The sequence below is a fragment of the bacterium genome, assembly GCA_040755755.1.
In the GTDB taxonomy this organism is placed as follows: Bacteria; SZUA-182; SZUA-182; order DTGQ01; family DTGQ01; genus DTGQ01.
The window spans coordinates 35,331-57,116 of record JBFLZW010000018.1; the positions used below are offsets into that span (position 1 = coordinate 35,331).

Below are 21,786 nucleotides of genomic sequence, written 5' to 3' on the forward strand. Positions count from 1 at the left end.
GAAGGGGGCGAGGGAGAAAACAGTATATTAACACGATCTACCAGCCCCAGCATTGTGACAGAGGATACCCGGATTCATCCACCATCTCTAAGCTGCAACCATCGGTCTCCTCAATAAGACGGATATTCATTTCCCTCTGCCTCCACTCCCCTGATTCATCGTAACAATAATAGCACAAATCTGAAGAAGCGTTTCCACAGCCTTCCAGGTTAACCTCGAGTGTACTATTAAATGATTCTCCGTTCCACATTCCACATTGCCAACAGGGTATACCCTGCGACGCTACGTCAAAGGAATAGTACCCATAAGGATCGGTATAAGCGATTATATCAAAACCCTGCCGGTATATTCTCACCGGGACACCTGGCCCTGCCGGGGAGCCGTCAGGGTCAAAAACAGTTCCATAAAAAGAAACGTAACGATCTCTGCAAAGCTCTACACCGGTCCAACACTCACCTTGGGTTCCGTCACTACCTGTTGCTGCAAACCTGAGCTCGGCATAAGAAGACTCCCACCAGTCAGGAGGAGTCCACCGGGCGGTAAAAATTGTACCGGAGGGTGAAGGTCCATCCGGTGTTGTAGGTAATGGAACACCATGCGGATCATACCACTGGCCGGTTATACCATGCTGATCATCCGTTACTTCAGCATATAAGGTAACAGGTTCAAAAGCGCCATTGACATACTGTACATATGGAGGCTCGGTCCAACAGGTCACACTGGGAGGTCGATCAAAGGATTGAAGCGGGAGAATGCCGTTATTTCCCTCATTGGGGCCACCACTTCCGGTGACGGGGTCATCGCTGTCTAAAAATCTGCACAGATCAACCTGATAATTGCTGAGGCAACTTGCATTATCCACCGGGACAGTAAAGATGGTGGCACTCGCGCTGTCGGTCGAAACACGGTAAGTTCCATCACCATTTCGAACCAGATAGTAGTTTATGCCAGATATCATGGTATATACCCGTATCTGTTCCGGAGGACCTGCAGGCATGCTTTTCTTGACGGTAAGGGAAGATATGCTTTCTCCTGAACAGGGCGGCTGCGGATCATTACCATCGCAATTGCATGGCCGTTGTGGAGATACACCGGAATAGGTCACACCTTCTCCATACCAGAAAAGATCGGTAATTGGATTGCCGGTGTCATTGTCCACAAAGGTAAACTTGAAACAAGCGTGGGTATCGATCGGACGATCATAATTCCACCAGGTGAAATGGGTAACTGTGCCACAGATCCAAAGGCCTGCTGCGCCCCGGTCTTCAACTATTCCTTCACCCTCCTCCTGCCAAAGGCCGGTAGCCGGATCGTAGTACCAGAGAGGAATGTGATCGCCTTCATTCACTGACAGGCCGGCAGGGACTTTCATACCGACTGTGGCAGGTCCGGGCAGGGAGGTTATGGGATTGCCGTTCTGGTCTTTGAGGTCAAATTCCATAACACCAAAACTTTCAAGCAGTACCGGCTGTCCACCATCCGCCGGAGCCGCCAGGAAGTCCGATCCGGGAAATGAAGCAACTTCAGATGACGTGGGATCGATATGGGTAATAGTACCTGTTATCTGAGTCACGCCCGAAGGCAGCGATGTCGAAGGTATGGTCAATTCTCCAACGTTCTGCCCGTTGCTGAGGATCTCAACTCCTGATATGACCTCATCCATATCGGTGATCCGGTGCGATACCGCTACCAGCTTTATCTCCACCTGATAGCTGAATTTGCCTTCTTCATAGAGCACATTAGCGTATCCGGTAGCATACCCATCTTTTGTCACCTTGATTGGAAATACCGTATCGGCAGGACGAGTTAACAACTCGGTCTGGGCAACTCCTGCGGAGAAGCTGCCATTGACATCCGTTGATGTGGTAACAGTGCCGGTGCCGATGGATACTGTCGCGCCGACTATCGGAGTCATTCCACTGCCAGTCACAACACCCCGAATGGTAAAATCACACGGCAGATCAGCTTCATTACAGTCCTGATCGATAGTATCTCCGCAGATTTCCTGAGCACCAGGATGAATCCTGGTATCATTGTCATTGCAGTCAGTGTTGTTCTCTCCATAGCCCTCCGGAGCCGAGGGAGCATGAACAGTATCGGCAGGGTTGCCAAAGCCATCCCCGTCAGCATCTCTATAGTAGGCAGGAAGAGCCCCCTCGAACCTTTCCACCTCAACAGTATACGTCAACTGCATACGCTAAGATTGAAAATTCACCCGCACAGTTTTTGAAGCGTGCGGTGATAAGGTTTCCCCATTCCCCAAAAAATAAAAATACGGGGTTCCACCTTCATATCCGTCAGGTCCCGAAGGTGTGGCTGAAACAGGAATACTTGTACTGGTGATAAGGAAACGGGCTGGCCAGGTAATAGCTGCTCCAGAATTATTTGTTATTTTGACATAAGAAAAGAAAACATGGTTTAATCGATCATAAGATTGCCGTGTTGTCGTGACCGTAACCTGACCGGAAATATCAACCCAGGCGGCTTGAGCCGTTTTACCGTATATGAATACTTCTGAAAGCATTATGGCAGCACAGAGTAAAAATGATAATTTTTTTCTCATCGTTCCCAACTCCCTTTCTCTTTTTTGTTGACCATAAAGGATAAATACTTATTCATGTGGAAAACCCGTGAGCCTTTTCCCTTTGGCAAAGGATGCCCATATAAGAACAAGAAGGAGTAAAGCCAGAATTACCATGCTCAGAGTACCTGATATCGGGACAGGAGTTGCCGGGGCAGAAACTGTACTGAAAGCAATATTGTCGAGAACAAGATATGAGGGTGTATACAACGTGACATACCCTGGCATTACAGCAAATTCCAGGGACAAGTCACCGAGAGATAGGCCCAGAGGGTTGTTATTGACCAAGCCGGTAATATCGATTTGAGCGGTTTCCCCTAAGCTGTAACCTCCATCATCAATAAGAAGACCGGGATTTCCATCAGCCCCATAGGTGTTATTGGAGGCGTCTCTAAAATAGACTTGAAAATAGTCATCATTGGTGGTTGAGCCATTCGTTAAAAAATCAATATCGTAAAATCTCCAGGTGAAATTCAAAAAAGATAAAGAACCTGGATTCCGGCTCAATCCGAGATTATCCTGAAAAAGATAGTTCATTGGATAATGGTCACTCGGGCCATCTGTTTCAATCTCTGCTGCCTGCCCTGAAGATAGAGGGCTTGCGGTTAATTGGAACTCAGGCTCAATTGTTCCTGACCGGGAAGAAGGTGAAAAGTCTGCACTCTCACCTTCCCATCCATTCCATTCATTCTCAAAGTTCCCGTTGACTATACTCGCTGCATGTGCCGCTGCAGTTACAATACAAGCTATTGCCAGGATAAAAAAGATGCCGCAATGTTTCTTTTCCATAGTCTTCCTCCACCTTAAATAGTTAATATTTAATATTGAATCTTAAAAGAATATTGAATCTTAAAAGCTCTACTTTATTGCACTGAAGTGTTGAGAAGGGAAAAGCATTGGGAACTTATAAAAGAGCATGGCATGATTCAGCTCAGGATCATGGGATGTGAAGTTAACAAGTGAGTAATCAGCAATATCTCTTCAACGACTTGATCAGATAGAGCAGTACCCGGCAAGGTACAATGATAAATTAAATGCAAAAATCATGCTGATTTTATTTTAACTTTATTATTAGTAAATATATGTAATTATTAATGTAATAATAATTTAATACCGAAATCTATTGCATAGTATGAATAAAAATGCAGCATTCGCCTCCTATTCCATAGAGAAAGTTATAAAATATAGACACTTATATGTGTGTGATAGCCATCACGCATTTGTCACTCCCGTGAAGCCTGTCCCCGCAGGCTTTAAGCGGTAAAGTGAGGAATTCAGAGATTGCAGTCTCTGGATTCCTCCTTCGGGAGAAAAAATCCTGACAGCCCCCTGCCATAATAAGGGATTAGGCGCTTACTCTTTAAAATATCATAATCTACCGCTGCCTGATCTGGGACCTGAGGGCGAAGTGATCGGTATTGTTGAAAATTTCCAGAACATCGATGAGCGAAAACGCACCGAAGAGATGCTCCAGCGCGCAAAAATGGTTATCGAGAACAGTCCGACCGTGCTTTTTCGCTGGAAGGCTGAAAAAGGATGGCCGGTCGAGTTTGTTACCGAAAAGGTGCTGGACCTGAACGCCCTGATCAGCGATATGGAAAAGATGCTGCACCGACTTATTGGCGAGGACATTACCCTGGCAGTGACCCTTGATCCGAATATCGAGCGGATAAAAGCTGACCCCGGCCAGATCGAGCAGGTCATCATGAACCTGGCTGTAAATGCCAGGGACGCCATGCCGAGGGGAGGCAGGCTGACCATTGAGGCTGTCAGAATCTTTGACCGGGAAAAGGAGGACTTCCATTTGCTTTTCAGCGACGTAGCCCTCCCGGATAAAAATGGCCTTGAGCTCGTTGATCAGCTTCTTTCCCGCAAACCCGGCCTCAAAGTCCTTCTCTGCAGCGGCTATACCAAAAGAAACCTTATACCCTCAACGATATGCTGCAAGCCGTCAGAGATGCTCTCCGGGTGGACTGACATCCTGAACTGCTTTTGCTTTTGGAGAGATGCCTGTCATTATGCCTTCTCAACAGCCTGAGTAGTTACCATCAGGACAGGCTGCGTTCCGGAATCATGCTCTCCCATTCAGCCACAGAGGCAACTGTGACCGCCTTGCGCAGCAGATCCTCCAGAGCGGCCTGATCGCTGATACTGGCCAGCCTCTCTCTGACCGAGGATGGAATGAGGCCAAAACGAGTCTCCAGAACATTCACGATCGCCTCCCTGGCATTTTTTATTTCCCCCTGCTGCATGCCCTGCTGAATCCCCTGCTGCATGCCCTGCTGCATGCCCTGCTGGATCAGTTGTTCGGCTAGGGTCATGATTAAGTCCTCCTTATCTTTGCCTAAACCTGTTTCGACTATTTCCTTGATTTCATCTACACTTACAACGTCTGAGACACTGATGATATAGCGGAAAATGGTGGTCAGAGTATCCCTCAGTTCCTGGCTGGACAGGAAGGGATCATTGAGCAGCTCAGGCAATAGTTCCCTCAGATACCTGCCCAGCTCAGGGTCATGGATATACTTGAGCAGAATGAGGAAAAGTCTCATAACGGCTCTGCCCTTGATCTGATCAGCACCAAAGGCTGACAGATCACACAGAAGATAGGAAAAATCCGGGATAAAGGCCATCAGCCCCGGTCTGGAATTCATGAAGAGATCAGCGAACTGAACACTTACCCTCCATTTTTTCTTCCCATGATACAGCACCAGGGGGATAATCACCGGCAACCCTCTGGCTGTCTCGTTTTGCTTTAGATAGAGTTCCCAAATCCTCACCTGATACCGTAACAAATGAAAAGCGATCCACTCCTCTGGCGCACTCTTGTGCTCGAAGAGCACATACACATACCCTCCCTGCCCTTCCTGATTGCCTGATAAGTTGATCTGATAGAGCAGGTCTGAAAAGTACTCACCCAACTCAGCCTCGATGAAGGAATCCTTGCAGATCTCCAGACTGTCCAGATCAAGAATATCCCTGATGGGGGCTGGCAGGTAGTGGAAGAAAAAATCCCTGGCATTCTCCTTCCTGCTCAGTATCTCCTTGGTCAGACAATCATGTGGATGATTTAAGGTCTCATTATTCATGCTGCCTTTTTCTTCCTTGCTCGTACTGCTTTCATCATAGATGATCCTGTAAGGAATTGTCAAGAATGAGTATGCCTGCCACGTCTGCCATCTCTTGCTATATCTCTGGGTATTTATCAGGAAAAAGTGCTCGGGTACGCTAAAGTGTACTATCCAACATTCCGATGAATGTAATAAGTACCATTATGAAACACGGAGGAAAACCGAGCAATGGTTGAAAGGCTGAAACTTGGAACGAAACTGTACCTGGCCTTTGGAGTCGTCCTCTCCCTGATGATGGCCGGAGGACTTTACACCATGGTCAATCTGCACTCCATAGCGGCTAGGTACCGACTGGCCATTCAGGGAAATCTGGAAGTAGCGCTGGATGCATTTGCCCTGCGGTCATGGACAGCATCCCAGATCATGGCAGCCAGCCAGGCTGTTATCCGGTATCAGAGCCAGGGCGATTTCGGCCAGGCAGTAAAGGAATTTGAAGAGGCCAAAGCCCGTGCAGGCGACTATCGGCTACTGCTCAATGAAGCTGAGGAAAAGGGGTACCTGGATGAAGAGCATAAAGAAGCACTCGACCGCTACGATCGTGAGCAAATACAGTTTCTTGATTCCTGGCAGAAGGCCAGAGGCATCCTTCTGAGGGGAGGGTCAATGGCTGATGTGGATGCCGTCATGCGCGGCCAGGGCGATAGGGCCATAGCCGCAGCGACAGAGCTTGCCGGGAGCCTGCGGGACAAAGCCCTTGGGATAGCTGGCCAGGCTGATACTGATACTTCAAACAGTACCATCATAATTCTCCTGACCCTCGGCATCTGCCTTGTATTGGGGATCGGCGCAGCCATCTCGATCACCTCAATCACCAGCCGGCAGCTCAGGGCTGTCATTGGTGACCTCGGTGACATCTGTGAGCAGATGTCTGCTTCTTCGAAGCGGATATCATCAGCCAGTCAAAAACTGGCCAAAGGGGCCACGGAGCAGGCCGCCTCCCTGGCAGAGACATCCTCATCCCTGGCAGAAATCTCCTCCATGACCAGCCATAATTCGGGCAATGCCGGTGAGGCCAACAGTATGATGTCCGAGTCAGCCAAAGCTCTTGAGCAGGTTGAAAAGACTATGCTCTCCCTGACCTCAGCCATCCAGGATATTTCTCTGGCCAGCTATCAGACAGCCAGAATCATTAAAACCATCGATGAGGTCGCCTTCCAGACCAACCTCCTGGCCTTGAATGCTGCTGTCGAGGCAGCACGGGCAGGTGAGGCCGGGGCGGGATTTGCCGTAGTTGCCCAGGAAGTCAGGAGTCTGGCCATGAATGCCGGAGACGCAGCCAGGAATACAACCACGCTGATCAAGGATACCGTTCAGAAAGTCGTTTCCGGTTCAGAGCTGGTGAGTAAGACCAATAAGGCGTTTCAGGACATGGCCGCTTCCAGCAGGAAGGTGAGGGACCTTGTGGCCAAAATCGCGGCAGCCTCTCAGGAACAGGCTCTTGGGATCGGGCAGATCACCAGGGCAGTAGCTGAGCTGAATACACTCATGCAGACCAGTTCCTCCTCTGCCGAAGAAACCGCCTCAGCCAGTGAAGTGCTGAATGCTCAGGCCGAACGCATGAGAGAGATTGCTTATCAACTGATAACTATTGTCGGCGGATCTGCATCTGACGGTATGCTGCCGATCGACCGGAGACTGACCGGACTGAGCCCCTATGCTGGAATCCAGGGAATCAGGAGCAAGCATATTCAACATGAGAGAATGAGAAATAATCCCCATATCCTGAACTAATCAGGTTTAGTAAAGACAGTGGCCAGTGATCAGTGGTCAGTGAAAAACTGAAAACTGATAACTTCTTTTCCCAAGGAGAGCCCGCTGTGAGAATAGTACGCAGAGAGACAATATCCTGGAAGTCCACTATATCCCTGTTCGTCTCCCTCATCTCTTTGTGCATCCTGGTTCTTGCCCCATTTTTTCACCTCAGGGCAGGCATCTGCCAGGAGGCATCTTCCGACTCCTTTTTTTCCCAGGATATCGATGGCGACGGAATCGAAGATATCAATGACAACTGCATGTTCTCCTTTAACCCGGATCAGTTGGATAAAGACAGCGACAGCACCGGAGATGCCTGTGATGAGTCACCCTGCGGAGTCGATCCTGGCAGCACGATTCCTTCGATCATACCGGAAGTCGAAACCTGTGACCTGCCCGGAGGAGAAGCCGTTATCGCTATCAGGGCCAGCCGGGAGGTGGATATTTCCTCCTGGACCATGATCCTGTACTATGACCGTCCGGATATCATCTCCTTTCAGGGATTATCCAAAGGAGAGCTCACCGGCGGCGAGGCGTATTCCCTTGGAGCGGACAGTTATGCCGTTGGTGATCTTGGCAAAGTGGTCATAACCGGCCAGGCACCGCTTCTGACTGTCGGCCAGGGGATTATCTGTTATGTCCGGTTCGCTGTTCTGGCTGAATCCCCGGATGGGGCGCTCATTCACCTTGCCTTTGCCGATGGCGATAATACCCTGCGCTGTGCCTCCAGCCTGGATGCTGTCGTGATTCCCAGGGAGCCGGCCCCTGATTCCGACAGGGACGGGGTTGCGGATGAAACTGACAATTGCCCGGCCATGGCGAATCCGGATCAGGCAGACCATGACGGAGACGGTGTGGGAGATCAGTGCGACAACTGCCCCAATCTGCCCAATCCAGACCAGCTCGATCAGGATGGGGACGGCATTGGAGACTCCTGCGATAACTGTATCCTGACTTTCAACCCCGATCAGGGGGATACCGATGGCGATGGTTTTGGAAATCCCTGTGATAACTGTCCGGCACTGGCGAATCCGGCTCAGGGGGATACTGATGCGGATGGAGTGGGTGATTTCTGCGACAATTGCCCGGTGGAACCCAATCGGGACCAGGCCGATGGGAACGGGAACGGCATCGGCGATGCCTGTGAGGAGTGCCCTGATGCCGATTACGACTCGGTCTGCGACCTGGGGGACAACTGCCCGGCGGTCTCCAATCCTGACCAGATGGACTGGGACAGGGATGGCAGGGGAGATGTCTGCGATACCCCCCCTGCCCTGCTCTGCCCTGACAATCTCACGGTTGAGGCCGAGCAACCGGAGGGAGTAGCAGTTAGTCAGGGCGATATAGCCCGTTTCCTTCTCTCCGTCGAGGTTTTTGGCCAGGAAGGAACCAGGCTGACTCACGATGCCCCCGACCTGTTCGGGATCGGGACCACGACCGTAACCTTTACCGCCACCGATCCCAGCGGCGGCATGGCAACCTGCCAGGCTCAGGTTATGGTGCAGGATACCGAGCCGCCCCGAATAACCTGTCCGGGCGATATTACCGTCGAGGCCCTGTCGCCTCAAGGGGCTCTGGCCACGGACCCGGATATCCAGGTTTTTTTGCATGGGGCATCTGCTGTCGATGCCACCGGCGAACCACAGGTGGAAGCTGCTTCATCGGCCCAGGTTTTTCCTCTGGGAACAACCCCGGTAACTTTTATCGCCAGGGATGATTACGGCCATGAATCATCCTGCGAGGCGCAGGTGATTGTGCAGGACACCACCCCGCCTGTCCTCAGACTGCCGGAGGATATTACCGTAAATCAGGAACAGCCCGATGGCACTCCGGCTTCCAGCGCTCCGATTGCCGCCTTTCTGTCCGGGGCCTCGGCCATTGATCTTGCTGATCCTGCGGTCTCGATCAGCGTTATATCTGCGGTACCGCAGGTTTTTCCCCTGGGAAAGACGGCAGTTACCTTCAAGGCCATTGACCGCTCCGGCAATGCTGCCGAAGGCTGGGCCATAGTCAAGGTGGTTCCGGCTGTCCTGACCCTGACCATCACTGCCGATACCACCCTGTCGGCTGACAACCGGCTCTATGATCGTCACAATCTGATTGTTGACGGCTGCTCCCTGATTATCCAGGGAGAACATGAGCTTGCCGGTCTGACTCTTCGCCGTGGAGCCAGGGTTTCCCACCAGCCCGCAGATTCTGCAGGGCTCAATCTCTGGATCAGCGAGCTGCTCGACATCGATTCGACAAGCCGGATTGCTGCCGACGGCCTGGGCCTTCCCGGAGCAAAGGCCGCAGGCAACGAGAATAACTCGTACGGTCAGGCCATTGACCCCAATACCCTGGCTGTCAAGCAAGAGGGCAATGCTCCCCGCATTGGAGGAAGCTATGGCGGACTCGGAGGCAGGGGAACTCTCCTTCAGCCATTTACGGGCGGGTACGGGAATTTTATCAATCCCACCCTGCCGGGGAGCGGCGGAGGTGGTGACGGTGAGCGGGGAGGAGGCGGCGGCGGCGGGATTATCCGCATCCTGGCCCGGCGGATTCAGCTCGACGGACGGATCTCGGCCAATGGCGAGCCAGCCCGTCCGGAGGGCGGTGCCGGGAGCGGCGGATCGATTTACCTCGAGGCGGACTCCCTGGCTGGCTCCGGGACCGTCGAGGCCAATGGCGGCAGCAACCAGGTGGATGGGATCTCCGGCTGCGGCGGAGGGGGAAGAATAGCCCTGCATGTATCGAACCTCTCCCTGCCTGATCAGGCATATCGAGCCTGCGGAGGAAAGTGCCAGGAAAATTCAGGACTGAATGGCTCTGCCGGAACCATATATCTTGAAACCGGGCAGGCAGAGCAAAACACCAATAGTGCGGCCAGAAGCCGCACCAATAAGCGATTCCTCGATGAGCGGCCAGCCTCCGGCATCCTGATCGTGGATAATCGATCGATTATCAGTCCGAATACCACGCCGGTTCTCGCTCCCACGGGGCGGACCGGGAGCATTGCTCTTTTCAGGATCATAGTTCAAAACGGCGGTTCCCTGGAAATCCCGGCAGGGATCCAGATGACAGTGGATGAGGAAATCAGCGTGCAGGAGAATTCCGGACTGTCAGTCCAGAAAGGAAGCACTCTCTCGGCCACCCGGGTCAGGGTGGAAGGTCGATCCTGCCTTCTGGTCCAGGACGGAAGCGACGTGGCAATCGACACCATGTCAGTCAGCCGGGATTCATCCTTAAGCCCGCAAAGCCTGAAAAACATCAGACTGCCTTCCCTCTTGCCTGAGTTCACCCTCCAGCCCGCCTCCGGCGAGGCTCCCCTGACGGTGCAGTTTATTGACCGCAGTCTCGGCTATATCACAAGCTGGCAGTGGGAATTCGGGGATGGAGAATCGAGCAGCCGGCAAAATCCAGTTCACACCTATACCAGCGCCGGTAGTTTTACCGTGACCCTGACGGTCAGCGGACCTGAAGAGACAAAATCCCTGGCCCGGCCTGATGCGGTTGTAACTACGGTCCATCCTTCCCCAGCCTCTACTGTCTGGTCCGGAGAGATCACCATCGATCATGATATACTCATCCCTGAAGATGAATCTCTGGTTATTCAGCCGGGGAGCGTGGTCCGCTGCCTCGGCAACTTCGGCCTGACCGTCCGCGGTCCCCTGTGCTCAATCGGCAGGCCAGACAGCCCGATCCTGTTCACCTCTTCTGAAAATACCTGGAAGGGATTGACCATCACCTCTTCGGAAACCTCCATCCAGCACTGCCGGTTCGAAAAGGTACGGGCAGATGGTCGGTCCGCTCTGACCGTGAAAAATGCCGCCCCGTTTGTGGCCGATAATCTTTTCCGGCACAACAGCATCGGCCTGGCACTCGAAAACAGCGGCGGCAGGTACGTACACAATACCCTGGTGGAAAACAGCCTGGCCGCCATCTGGCTCGATAACTCAATATCCTCCGGCCCGCTGACCATTCGCCGGAACCTGATAGCTCAGAACGGCACCGGCATTCTCATTGTGCACACTGACCAGAATATCAGCCTGACTGAAAATAACTTCCAGGCCCAGGCAGACTACCACCTGCAAAACCTCTCGGCCACGAATATATCGGTACCGGACAACTGGTGGAGTCAGCGGCCTTTGACCTCGACCCGGGCCGCTTCGGACCAGGTTGCCGGGATCGCCGGTCTGATCTATGATTACCAGGAGAATGCCCAATGCGGACAGGTAATATATCAACCCTTCCTTCAGACACCGCACCTGGCCGCACCGATACCGTATGTTTCCGGCATTCTCTTTCTGCCTGCCGAATCAGGCGCTGCCCTGAGCTGGGAACCTCTGGCAGCGTCGGATATTCAAGGCTACCGCCTCTATATCCAGGCCAGTGGGACCGGCGATGATCCGGATTTTCGTCTGCTTCAGGAAGTCAAGGGGAAGACCTCGGCTACCCTCCCCGGATTTTTCCCTGATCGCCGATATGCCGTAACTGCCTATGACCGGGAGGGAAACGAAAGCCGCTGCGCCATACTGCCCCCAATCCCGACCGGCTTTTCGGTGCTGTCCGCCGGTGAGGGCATCCGGATCCTGTTTGATCAAGATCGGGAATCCGATCTTATCGGCTACTGGCTCTCCTATGGCACCGTGAAAGACAGGATTGGATCAAACCTGAATCCTCTGACCAGCCGGAAAGTTTTCATAACGAGCGGGGAGATGTCCTCCTTCACGCTGGCCAATGATATTACCTGGTATCTTTCCCTCGCTGCCTGTGACCGGCTGGCAAACACGAGCTTTCCTACGGCAGCCCTGAGCTTTATCCATACGCCGTCGCAGGTCAGCTTTCAAAAAACCCTGGACGGCGGGACTGATCCCGGCCACTACCGGATGATTTCCATTCCGGTGCAGACTTCGAGCAACCAGATCACTCAACTGCTTGCCCCGATTCTGGGGGAATATAATCCCCATACCTGGAGGCTGTTCCGCTATGATCCTGACCGGAGGACATACCGGGAATTTCCGGACGTTTCCACCCTCTTCCCCGGTGAATCGGTCTGGATCATCAGCCGGGAAACGAAAACTATCAATTTTTCCGGCCAGACTGCCCCGACCACCGAAAATTTCCGGATTCCGTTGAAGCCAGGCTGGAACCAGATCGGGAACCCATTTCACTTTCCCGTCAGTTGGGAGGATATCTACCGGCTGAATGACAAAACCGTCCGAAACAGGCTCTACCAGTATCAGGCCCAGCCATCTTCTCCCTATGTCCTGGCCGATGTTCTGGTTGCAGGAGAAGGCTATTGGGTCAAGAATATTCTGAATCATGAAGCGGACCTGCTCATCCCTCCAATCTCACAGAAGCTGCCCGCAGCCAGGCTCAAAAGTGCGGAGGCCGTGCTTGGGTTGTCGGAGACCGATCTGCACGACCTTCCACCCCCTCCGCCGCAGGGATTCAGCCAGCATGACCGCAGGGGGACGGAACATAAGGCAGCATGCTTTCTGGAGTTCTGCAAGGCGGGATTTGGCAGCCGATTCTCTGTCTTGCTCTATTCCTGGATCATTCCTGTCCTTGGGAGCTATCTCAGCCTTGCCTTACTCCTGGCGCTGTATTGCCTCGGCCTGTTGCTCATTTTCGGCCCGCTGCTTTTCCTGGTCAGGCGGATCCATCTATTCCATCCCCCTCATCCTGCATTGAAACCTCCGGTGGAACTCCTGGCCCGGATACCGTTCCGCCCCGGTCTCATGCTTTTCCTCTGCTTTCTCCTGGCTTTCTTCGCCCTTCCCCTGTGGGCGGGCCAGGGTGATAATGCCCTGCAGCAGGGAATTCAAAAATTCCGGGACCAGCAGTACCAGGAAGCGGCTGCGCTGTTTCGGGAGGCCATTCAAGCCGACCCATCCGGACCGAAAAACCACCTTTACCTGGGGCTGACGTATTATCAGCAGGACATGCTGGACGAGGCCCAGGAAGAGATCAACAAGGCCCTGGCATTAGGCCCTGGTTCAGAATACGCCGAGTTGGCCAGAAAGTATCAGGAGATGATCAGGCAGAAGAAAAAAAAGCTCCTGCTCTCGCTTTCGGCTTCTCTCCAGTATGACGATAATGTCATTTTGACCCCCTACTCGTCCGAGGCAGAGCCGATTGACAGAGCGGACTGGAAAAACACCCTGGTTCTCACCAGCCGCATTCGCCCTTTTTTCAGCAGGCGCATCACCCCTCTCCTGGTTGGGTACGATTTTTATCAGGGCCTGAACCATGAGTTTCACGACTACAATATCCAGGGTCATATCGGTACCATCGCCTTCGGATACCGGAAAGCCCCCTGGCGGATGGAGTTCAAGTCTGCCCTCAACTACTTTTTCCTGGATAAAAGCGATTACCTGAGAGGGCAGGATACGAATTTACTCGTTGCCCTGGAGCGGAGCAGGAGCAGGCAGTACGAGATTTCAGGCAGTTATCAGGAGAAAATCTTTTTCAGCCAGGCAATCAAGGATGCTACCAGATATCAGCTCGGAATTCAGAAGGTTTGCCTGTCCAGGGATCGTAAGAAGCAATTCAGGCCGGGTTACAGCTATGGCCGGGAGACCGCAAACCCTGATTATCTCTCCTATCAGGAGCACGAGCTGTCGGCCAACTACCGCACCCCCTTCCTGTACCAGACTCAACTGAGTCTCAAGGGCAGTTATGTTATCAGAGATTATCTCCATCCCGACCCCTCCTGTGACTGGCGGGAAAGGAAGGATAACAAGAGGACGGTCAGCGGCACGGTAGTGAAAAAGCTTGGCGGGGAATATAACCTCTCCCTGCAATACAGCAGGACTGTCAACCACTCCAATCTCAACCATGAGGGACTGGATAAACGGTACCGGCGAAATCTGTATACCGTCGGTATTTCCAGGCAGTTTTGAAAATTTTCGAAGGAGATCTTCGGCTATGGCTGAATGTCAATCCCTGAACCGGAAATCAGGAGTAAGAGAAAAGAAAAGACAAGGACACCACTTTTATCAGGAGTCAGGAGCCAGGAGCCAGCAGTCAGGAGTGAGAAGTCAGAAGTCAGAAGCAAGCCTTTCACTGGCCACTGACCACTGGCCACTGACCACTGGAGACACAGAGACCCAGAGAAAAGCATGGGGAAAAGTCCCCGCTGAAAACCGGGTATCCGGATGGTTCATTTTATTTCTGGTGGCCGGTGTTTTGAGTGCAGCTTGCTGGTGCTTTGCCCCGTCGGTCCTGCATGCCGCCTCCATGCCGGTCGGAACCGTGGACCTGGTCGAGGGCGTGGCTTTTGTGCGGCATGAGCTTCAGCAGTCAGCAGCCCGGATCCAGGCAGGGGACAAGGTCTATCCCCGTGATGAGATCACCACGCGGAGCGGGGCCAAGGTCAAGATCACCTTTGTCACCCGTTCCACTATCCATCTAGGGGGAGACTCTCATCTGATTATCAAGTCGGTTCTGTACGCACCGCAAAAATCCCTGAACAGGTCATTCTTCAAACTCCCTGTCGGCAGGATCAGGGCTATAGTGGAAAAATTCAGCAGCCCTGACTCCAAATTCGAAGTGGAAACCAAAACCGCAGTCGCCGGTGTAGTAGGCACCAGAGAAATCATCGCCGCCGGACTGGATCCTGAAACCGGCCAGGATACCACTCAGACAGTGTGCGAAGAAGGGCAGGTTGCGGTCAGAAGCAGTGATCCGAAGATTCAGGGAGAGGTTGTCCTGGACCCTCTGGAACAGTCGTTTACCAGGGAAAACGAGGCACCGGAGGATAAGGTGAAAATCACCCGGGAGCAACTGGAAGAGATGATCCAGGAAACAACGATTACACCAGGAGGGAAGTCCCCGGACAAGGCTGATGATTCCCTGAAAAAGGAGGAAAAGAAAAAGGACGACAAGGCCGAGGTGAAGAACACCGGAGAAAAAAAAGATACCGGGGAGAAGAAGGACACCGGTGAAAAGAACAATACCGATGAAAAGAAGGCCGCCGGGGAGAAGAATGATACCGGGAAAAAGGAGGAAACAGCCGGAGCCGGGGAGAATAAGAAAGGCGAGCCATCTGTCAGGGGAGTGTTTATTCCTCCGGTCGGACAGGCTGTATTAACGCCAGGCGGCAGGGATGGCTCGGCAGCGGCAGGACAGGATGGACAGATGAAGAGCAGAGAGATGGGGACAGAGACCGGCACCGAACGCCAGCCACAGTCCAGACAGATTGACAATACTCCGGCAGAGCAGCATGGCCAGGGAGGAGGAGCCGGACTCGTTCAGACCACGGGAGAAGCCGCAGATGACAGCCAGGGGAAACCTTCCCCCGAAGAGAGGCAAAGTCCCGGGCCGGCGGTGAAAGATAACCAGGAACCGGATATGAGCGGCCGTTTCCTTGGGCCAGCAGCTTCGGAAGTAAAAATCCCGGAAAACAGCTCCATCCCGGACCGGGATAAGGAACTGCCGCCCGATCAGGACAAGGGACTTCCCGGCATACAAAACCCGCTGGTGGAACCGGATAACCTGAATGATACGCCCGGCAGCCGAACGCTGGATGATACCGACAATCCCCTTCCCCGTGGCCTCATGGGAGGCGATGCCGCAGGAGTGAGTGAGGACATTGGATCAGCGGAGAGTCTCGTTGGAAAAGATGATGGCTGGATACCCGATCCTCAAGTAGATCCTGGAACCAATCTGGGAATGAGCCCTGAAGAGGAAACGGAAATTCTCCCCCAGTCTTACGATAATATTATTGAAAAAATAACTGAGATTGAAGGAGATTTTCTCCAGACGATGGAAAAGCTCCCCGGTCCCCCTCCTCCGCCGGAATGAGGGCAGGAACCTATTCAGGAGAACTCACAGTATAATAATTTATCCATAGTTACCTTGATAAGGTGCAAACCTCTACTCCCTCGCCCCCCTCAAAGCCCCTCACCCCGCCCATCTCCCCTTCAGGGGCGAGGGAGAAAAGCGATTCTCTTCGATAAGACGCAAGGGTGGGGCGCTTTTTTGCCTCACCACTATCTCGTGATAACAGCCGGCCAGCTTGAAAAACTCCCTCTTACTCAATAAAATTATTCAATTTATTGAATATAGGTGTACAAATTATGCCCAAAATCAGCATTAACGTCGTTGATTCGCAGTTGGATAGCCGAAAAAAAGGATGGTTTTCCCAAATAGTTGACGCAGGGTAGGGTAATTTATTAGGTATGAGTGGGCGATCCAAGGAGAAATCCGGCATGAATGACCGGTCTTGAGCTGAAACCAGAGGTTGAACAGTATGGCCCCCAAGACCACCCTGCAAGCGGGAAAGAGGGAGTATGCGCATTTTAATTTTGACGGTTGGCTCTCAGGGCGATGTTATGCCTTATGTTGCCCTGGGACTGGGACTCCAGGCGGCTGGCCATGATGTTTCCCTGGCCACTCATGCCGCTTATCAGGCTTTGGTCAGGTATCACGGATTATCCTCTGCGGTTGTGGGAGGTGATCCCCGGGAGGTGTTTGCCGGTGAAGGGGGGCAGGCCCGGCTGGAAACCATTCGTGACCCGCTCCTGTTCATGAGGCTCTGTGTCCGGAATTTCCGGCCCTTTATCAGTGGCCTGCGGCTGCGCATAAAGCGGCTTCTGGATGATTCCTGGAAGGTATGTCAGGGAGCAGAAGCGATTATTTTCTCTCCGACCGCTAAAGCAGGCTACCATCTTGCCGAGAAACTGGGCGTGCCATGCTTTATGGCCCCGCTTCAGCCGATAAGCCGTACCCGTGCCTTTCCCAGTCTGCTGATGCCCCCAGGTCTTCGCCTGGGCGGTACCTTCAACCTGCTGACTCATATCCTGTTCGAACAATTCTTCTGGCAGCTCTTCCGGCAGCAGTTTAATCAATGGCGACAGGAAACCTTAAATCTTCCGCCGCTTACCTTGAGCAGCCCTTACAGCAGGCAAAAAAAGCAGCCGATCCCCTTTCTGTACGGCTACAGCCCCTCTGTAGTTCCCAAGCCGCCTGACTGGCCATCCTGGCTGCATGTTACCGGATACTGGTTTCTGGATTCCGCACCTGAATGGCAGCCTTCGGAAGACCTGGCCGCTTTTCTGGCCGAAGGCCCGCCGCCGGTTTATATCGGCTTTGGCAGCATGATCGACCGGAATGCCAAGTCAGTGACCCACATGGCTCTGGAAGCTCTGGTTCAATCCGGGCAGCGGGGTATCCTGCAGGCCGGGTGGACCGGCCTGGGTGAGACCGAACTGCCGGATGGAGTATTCAGGATCGAGACAAGCCCGCATGACTGGCTCTTTCCGCAAATGGCAGCCGTCGTGCATCATGGCGGTGCCGGCACGGTAGCTGCCGGCCTTCGGGCCGGGGTCCCTTCGATCATTACTCCGGCTATGGCTGACCAGCCATTCTGGGGGAAGCGGGTGGCTGAGCTTGGCGTAGGCCCAAACCCTATTCCCTACCGCAGACTGTCGGTAGAAAGACTGCTGGCTGCTATCCGCATCGCTACCGGGAACAAAGACATGCAGGAGCGGGCCGCTGCCCTGGGCAGGCGGATCCGGTCGGAAGATGGCGTAAACCGGGCGGTTTGCGCCTTCCATAGCCACCTGCCCCGGCCTCGGCGATAGAGAATTTCCCGTGATTATTCCGATCTTGACACAAGGGAGCCGCAGGCTCGGGTTTATGGTGTCACAACAGTTAGGTGAGGAGGTAGGTTATCGTGAGGAAATCGTTGGTAAAAGATATATCATGGTGCCTGGTTGCAGCCATGCTGATGATCGGCATTACACCCAAGGTCGAGGCCGGATTTTGCCCGTCGGAACTGACCGCTTCTTCAAGGTCGGTAACTTTTCAGGCCGAAAGAGATGTCCGGACCATTGACCTGCAAAAAATCCAGAAGGTTATCGAACAAAAAATGGTCAGAGAGCGGCTTGAGCAGCTCGGTTTCAGCCAGGAGGAAATTCAGGCCCGGTTAAGTCAGGCCGACGATCAGCAGATTCACCAGCTTGCCCTGAAACTGGATGAATTGGAGGTTGGCGGCAATGGCCTGGAAACCGTGCTTCTTGTCCTCATTATCGCTATCCTGGTGGTCATTCTGCTTCATCTTACCGGCCATAAGGTCATTGTTACTCAAAGGTAGGGGCATGGTCAGGTGAAGAGAAACACGATGGATGCTTTAACTTTCCGGAGTCATCAATCAGCGGCTATCCTGATATTCTCAGTCTGGCTGCTCCTTAACTCGTGTGCCGGTATTCGGGAGGCATCCCTCACAACATCCCCCCGGTCTTCCTGCCTGATCGCAGGGGTCCCCTTTTACCGGCAAAAGGCTCATCAGTGCGGTCCGGCATCCCTGGCCGGGGTTTTGAATTACTGGGGGGTGAATGTTCTGCCCAGAGACATCGCCCGGGAAATATACAGTGAATCAGCCGGGGGGACACTGGGTATCGATATGGCTCTTTACGCCAGGAGAAGGTCGCTGCAAGCCTGCCAGTACCGCAGCAGCCCCGACGACCTGAAACAGCGCCTGGGTTCCGGCTGCCCCATGATCGTTATGGTTGATAACGGCTTTTGGGCTTTTCAGCAGAACCACTTTATGGTCATCGTCGGCTACGATGAAAACCATATCATCGCCAATTCAGGGGATGACCGGCACAAATCCGTGCCTCTTCAACAATTTATGAAAGCCTGGGAGAGAACTAACTTCTGGGCTCTGCTCATAACTCCTGAACGGTAAGGAGTCGGATGGAACCACAGAGGCATACAGATGCAGGGGAAAACACTAAATCAAACCTTGTGACTGCCTGCGGCCTCTGCCTGCTGCTGTTTCTCTATGGCTGTGCCTGCTGGCCAAGAATTATTATCCTGGAAGATCCGCTCACTCCGAAGGAGCATTTGAGCCTTGGCCTGGCTTACGAGAAAAACGGCGAGTTTGACCAGGCCATCAGAGAATACCGGCTGGCAGCCCGCAAGCTCCCCATTGCCTGTCTTTATCTTGGTAATGTATATTTTCAAAAGAATGAGTTTGCTGAATCGAAAAAATACTATCTGACGGCGATCCGCAAGGATCCGGGCCTGGCTGATGCGTACAACAACCTTGCCTGGCTGTACGCCGTCAAGGGTGAAGCCCTCGACCAGGCTGAGAGACTTGCTCTCAGAGCGCTGGAACTACGGCCTGAAAGGAGTACTGTCTACCAGGACACCCTGAACAGGATCAGAGAGCTCAGGAAATAGAAATCATCATGCCCAAGATCACTCTAATTCTTCTGTTTGAGTATTTCGACGAGCAGTTGAGTCATGTTATCAAGACGGGAAGAAATTTCCTGTCTAAATTGGCCTATTTCCTGTCTTACTTGTCCGATTTGAGTATCAATCTTCTGGTTTACTTGTCCGATTTCAGTATCAATCTTTTGCCCCAAGGTATCGATTCGCTGGTTAAGGTAGCGGAAATCTTCCTCTCTTTTTTGCTTAAGCTCCCCTACATCTGTTTTTAATTCAGCTACATCTGCCTTAATTTCCGCGCTTCGTTCTTCAAGTACCTCATAGATTACTTCCAGGGATACTTTCTTGACTGCATTCTTGACCATCTCTTTTGGTATTTTGATTTTGGGTAACATTTTGATGCCGCCTTGAGTGGTTCGGTTTCGCTCTTAATAAATCCACCAAGATATTCTCTCAAAAACATAACTACGCCCTATGCTGTCTTTCGCATATGTTGGGGGAGATTCTAGCCCGTACTTCTTTAATTTACACCTATCGTTATAACCGGTCAAGCAGACAATTCACCATCCCGAATATATCTGCAGATTTGTTCAAGGCAGTGATTCAAGTCACTCCCCTTTCAGTCCTCCCGAAACCAAAACCGTCCCTCCACAGGGTCATGATCCGAGGCACGGCGGGTAGTGCTGGCATCCTCGCTCAATTCGAAGGGGAAAGCGGCATTGAAGTGCAGGATATCCACCGCCGCGAAAAGCTTCAGCAAAGCCGGGCTGACCAGGATATGGTCGAGCATCTGGGCAACCTCATTGTGGATAAAAGTAAAGGCATGCTCCTCTTCTTTCTTTAAGGTTATCAGATCGGTGAGCGGGACCTCTCCTGCTCCACCTTCGAGAATGGCCAGGGGGAATTCAGCTCCCTCGTTCCGCTTGCCGAATTGCGTGTCGTTGAAATCTCCGGCAACCATGACCAGGGCATCAGGGTCGCGGTCGAGAATGGAATTCACAAAACTGCGGACTACTCTGGCCTGAGCTTTCCGCTGGGTCTCGGTGATCCGGACTGATAAGCCATCAAAACCGCTGAGTATGTCATCCCCCAGCATGCTCTTGAAATGGTTGCCGATGATAGTCACCTGCTTCCCCCTGATCATGAAAACGCCCACAATCGGCTCTCTGCCCGGACTGGGACTGGCCAAACCAAAGGCCGCGTTCACCTGGGGGCCGGAAAGCTGGAAGGCTTCGAGCAGCTCCACGCGGGAGGAATCCCACAAAAAGCCAACCTCAAGGCCCCGCTTGTCACTGGTTTTGAATGAAGTGGCCCGGTAGACTGTCCCTGCGGCAGCATTCACCCGATCGCCGAGGTTTTGCAGGATTCTGTCACCCCCTACCTCCTGAACGATAATAATCTCAGGCCGTCTGAGCTCCAGGCGGATGGCCAGGGCCAGCTTGTTCAATTTGATTTCGAGCCGCTCCGGGGTTAAACAACCCCAGCCATCTCCTCCACCAGCCGGATTAGTGTCCGGCAGCGAAAAAAGGTTTTCAGCATTAAAGGTAGTAATTACGGTATCTCCCTCTGGTCCTGAGCGCTTGCTGGCTGGCAGGCGGAGCAGATGATCGGATTTAAACCCATTTAACATATTCGCAGTCCTCCCTCATCGGTCAAGTAATCATACGGATACTCTCATCCCCCCTGTAAGCCATGGATAATATAACTAGAATACACCAAGATAGTTAATTTCACAACCTGTTATCGTGGTCAATACAACCTTTCGGTAAATCAATCTGTATAACTAGTTGGAATGGCACTTACATAAGCTAAGCTTATAATATAGAGAGAACACAAAGCGCACAGGGGAAAACGATCTCCCGCAGAGACGCAGAGGCGCAGAGAGCAACCAATCCGGCAAGGGCCTGATGAAAGTCGGGATATCCCGATGTGTCAACGGCATGGAAGCAAGCAAAAAGTAAAAAAGCACAAGGAGGAACTTATTTTACTTTTACTTTTCAATGATATCCTCTGCGTCTCAGCGTCTCTGCGGGAAAATTACTAATTCTTATGTAAGTGCCATTCTAACTAGTTGCAAATAAACAACGTATTACCTATTTCTCTGTTGACAGCGCAGTATCTTTGATATACAAAATAAAAAGGCGTCGAGCAATCGAATAC

14 protein-coding genes are annotated in these 21,786 nt (G+C 52.5%); 8 read left to right on the forward strand and 6 right to left on the reverse strand.

The annotated features are described in order from the left end of the window. Positions 1-37: 37 nt before the first annotated feature. Genes AB1611_06320 through AB1611_06330 form a run of 3 tightly spaced genes read right to left on the reverse strand, consistent with a single transcriptional unit; the run spans position 38 to position 3,370 of the window. The gene (locus AB1611_06320; GenBank protein ID MEW6379204.1) at positions 38-2,194 is read right to left on the reverse strand and encodes an astroprincin family protein; all 2,157 of its coding nucleotides are present in this window, start codon (positions 2,192-2,194) and stop codon (positions 38-40) included. A 3-nt stretch (positions 2,195-2,197) separates the two neighbouring features. Continuing rightward, positions 2,198-2,563: a hypothetical protein gene (locus tag AB1611_06325; GenBank protein ID MEW6379205.1), complete on the reverse strand. Its 366-nt coding sequence runs from the start codon at positions 2,561-2,563 to the stop codon at positions 2,198-2,200. A gap of 48 nt (positions 2,564-2,611) precedes the next feature. Beyond that, on the reverse strand, positions 2,612-3,370 hold the full coding sequence (locus AB1611_06330) for a hypothetical protein (protein MEW6379206.1): 759 nt from the start codon (positions 3,368-3,370) through the stop codon (positions 2,612-2,614). A gap of 619 nt (positions 3,371-3,989) precedes the next feature. On the opposite strand from AB1611_06330, the gene AB1611_06335 reads away from it, so the two are divergent. Then, complete coding sequence (locus tag AB1611_06335; protein MEW6379207.1) at positions 3,990-4,619, forward strand: hypothetical protein; 630 nt, start codon at positions 3,990-3,992, stop codon at positions 4,617-4,619. 10 nt (positions 4,620-4,629) lie between these two features. On the opposite strand, the gene AB1611_06340 is transcribed toward AB1611_06335, so the two are convergent. Then, positions 4,630-5,670, reverse strand: coding sequence for an Rpn family recombination-promoting nuclease/putative transposase (locus AB1611_06340; protein MEW6379208.1), 1,041 nt, complete (start codon positions 5,668-5,670; stop codon positions 4,630-4,632). Positions 5,671-5,880: 210 nt separating this feature from the next. On the opposite strand from AB1611_06340, the gene AB1611_06345 reads away from it, so the two are divergent. From AB1611_06345 to AB1611_06375, 7 genes are all read left to right on the forward strand, one after another. Next, complete coding sequence (locus AB1611_06345) at positions 5,881-7,443, forward strand: methyl-accepting chemotaxis protein (protein MEW6379209.1); 1,563 nt, start codon at positions 5,881-5,883, stop codon at positions 7,441-7,443. An 86-nt stretch (positions 7,444-7,529) separates the two neighbouring features. Continuing rightward, positions 7,530-14,351 carry a thrombospondin type 3 repeat-containing protein gene (locus AB1611_06350; protein MEW6379210.1) on the forward strand — a complete coding sequence of 2,274 codons (6,822 nt, stop codon included), beginning with the start codon at positions 7,530-7,532 and terminating at the stop codon, positions 14,349-14,351. A gap of 25 nt (positions 14,352-14,376) precedes the next feature. Continuing rightward, positions 14,377-16,254 carry a FecR domain-containing protein gene (locus AB1611_06355; protein ID MEW6379211.1) on the forward strand — a complete coding sequence of 626 codons (1,878 nt, stop codon included), beginning with the start codon at positions 14,377-14,379 and terminating at the stop codon, positions 16,252-16,254. Positions 16,255-16,742: 488 nt separating this feature from the next. Beyond that, positions 16,743-18,035, forward strand: a complete 1,293-nt coding sequence (locus AB1611_06360; GenBank protein MEW6379212.1) for a glycosyltransferase — start codon at positions 16,743-16,745, stop codon at positions 18,033-18,035. Between the two features lie 92 nt (positions 18,036-18,127). Then, entirely contained in the window at positions 18,128-18,547 is a 420-nt protein-coding gene (locus AB1611_06365; protein ID MEW6379213.1) for a PA2779 family protein, read from the forward strand. 27 nt (positions 18,548-18,574) lie between these two features. After that, on the forward strand, positions 18,575-19,141 hold the full coding sequence (locus tag AB1611_06370; protein MEW6379214.1) for a C39 family peptidase: 567 nt from the start codon (positions 18,575-18,577) through the stop codon (positions 19,139-19,141). Between the two features lie 8 nt (positions 19,142-19,149). Continuing rightward, positions 19,150-19,638 carry a tetratricopeptide repeat protein gene (locus AB1611_06375; protein ID MEW6379215.1) on the forward strand — a complete coding sequence of 163 codons (489 nt, stop codon included), beginning with the start codon at positions 19,150-19,152 and terminating at the stop codon, positions 19,636-19,638. 23 nt (positions 19,639-19,661) lie between these two features. Here AB1611_06375 and AB1611_06380 read toward each other — a convergent pair whose 3' ends face one another. Next, entirely contained in the window at positions 19,662-20,021 is a 360-nt protein-coding gene (locus AB1611_06380) for a hypothetical protein (protein MEW6379216.1), read from the reverse strand. A 224-nt stretch (positions 20,022-20,245) separates the two neighbouring features. Next, positions 20,246-21,256: a hypothetical protein gene (locus AB1611_06385; GenBank protein ID MEW6379217.1), complete on the reverse strand. Its 1,011-nt coding sequence runs from the start codon at positions 21,254-21,256 to the stop codon at positions 20,246-20,248. Between the last annotated feature and the right edge of the window lie 530 nt (positions 21,257-21,786).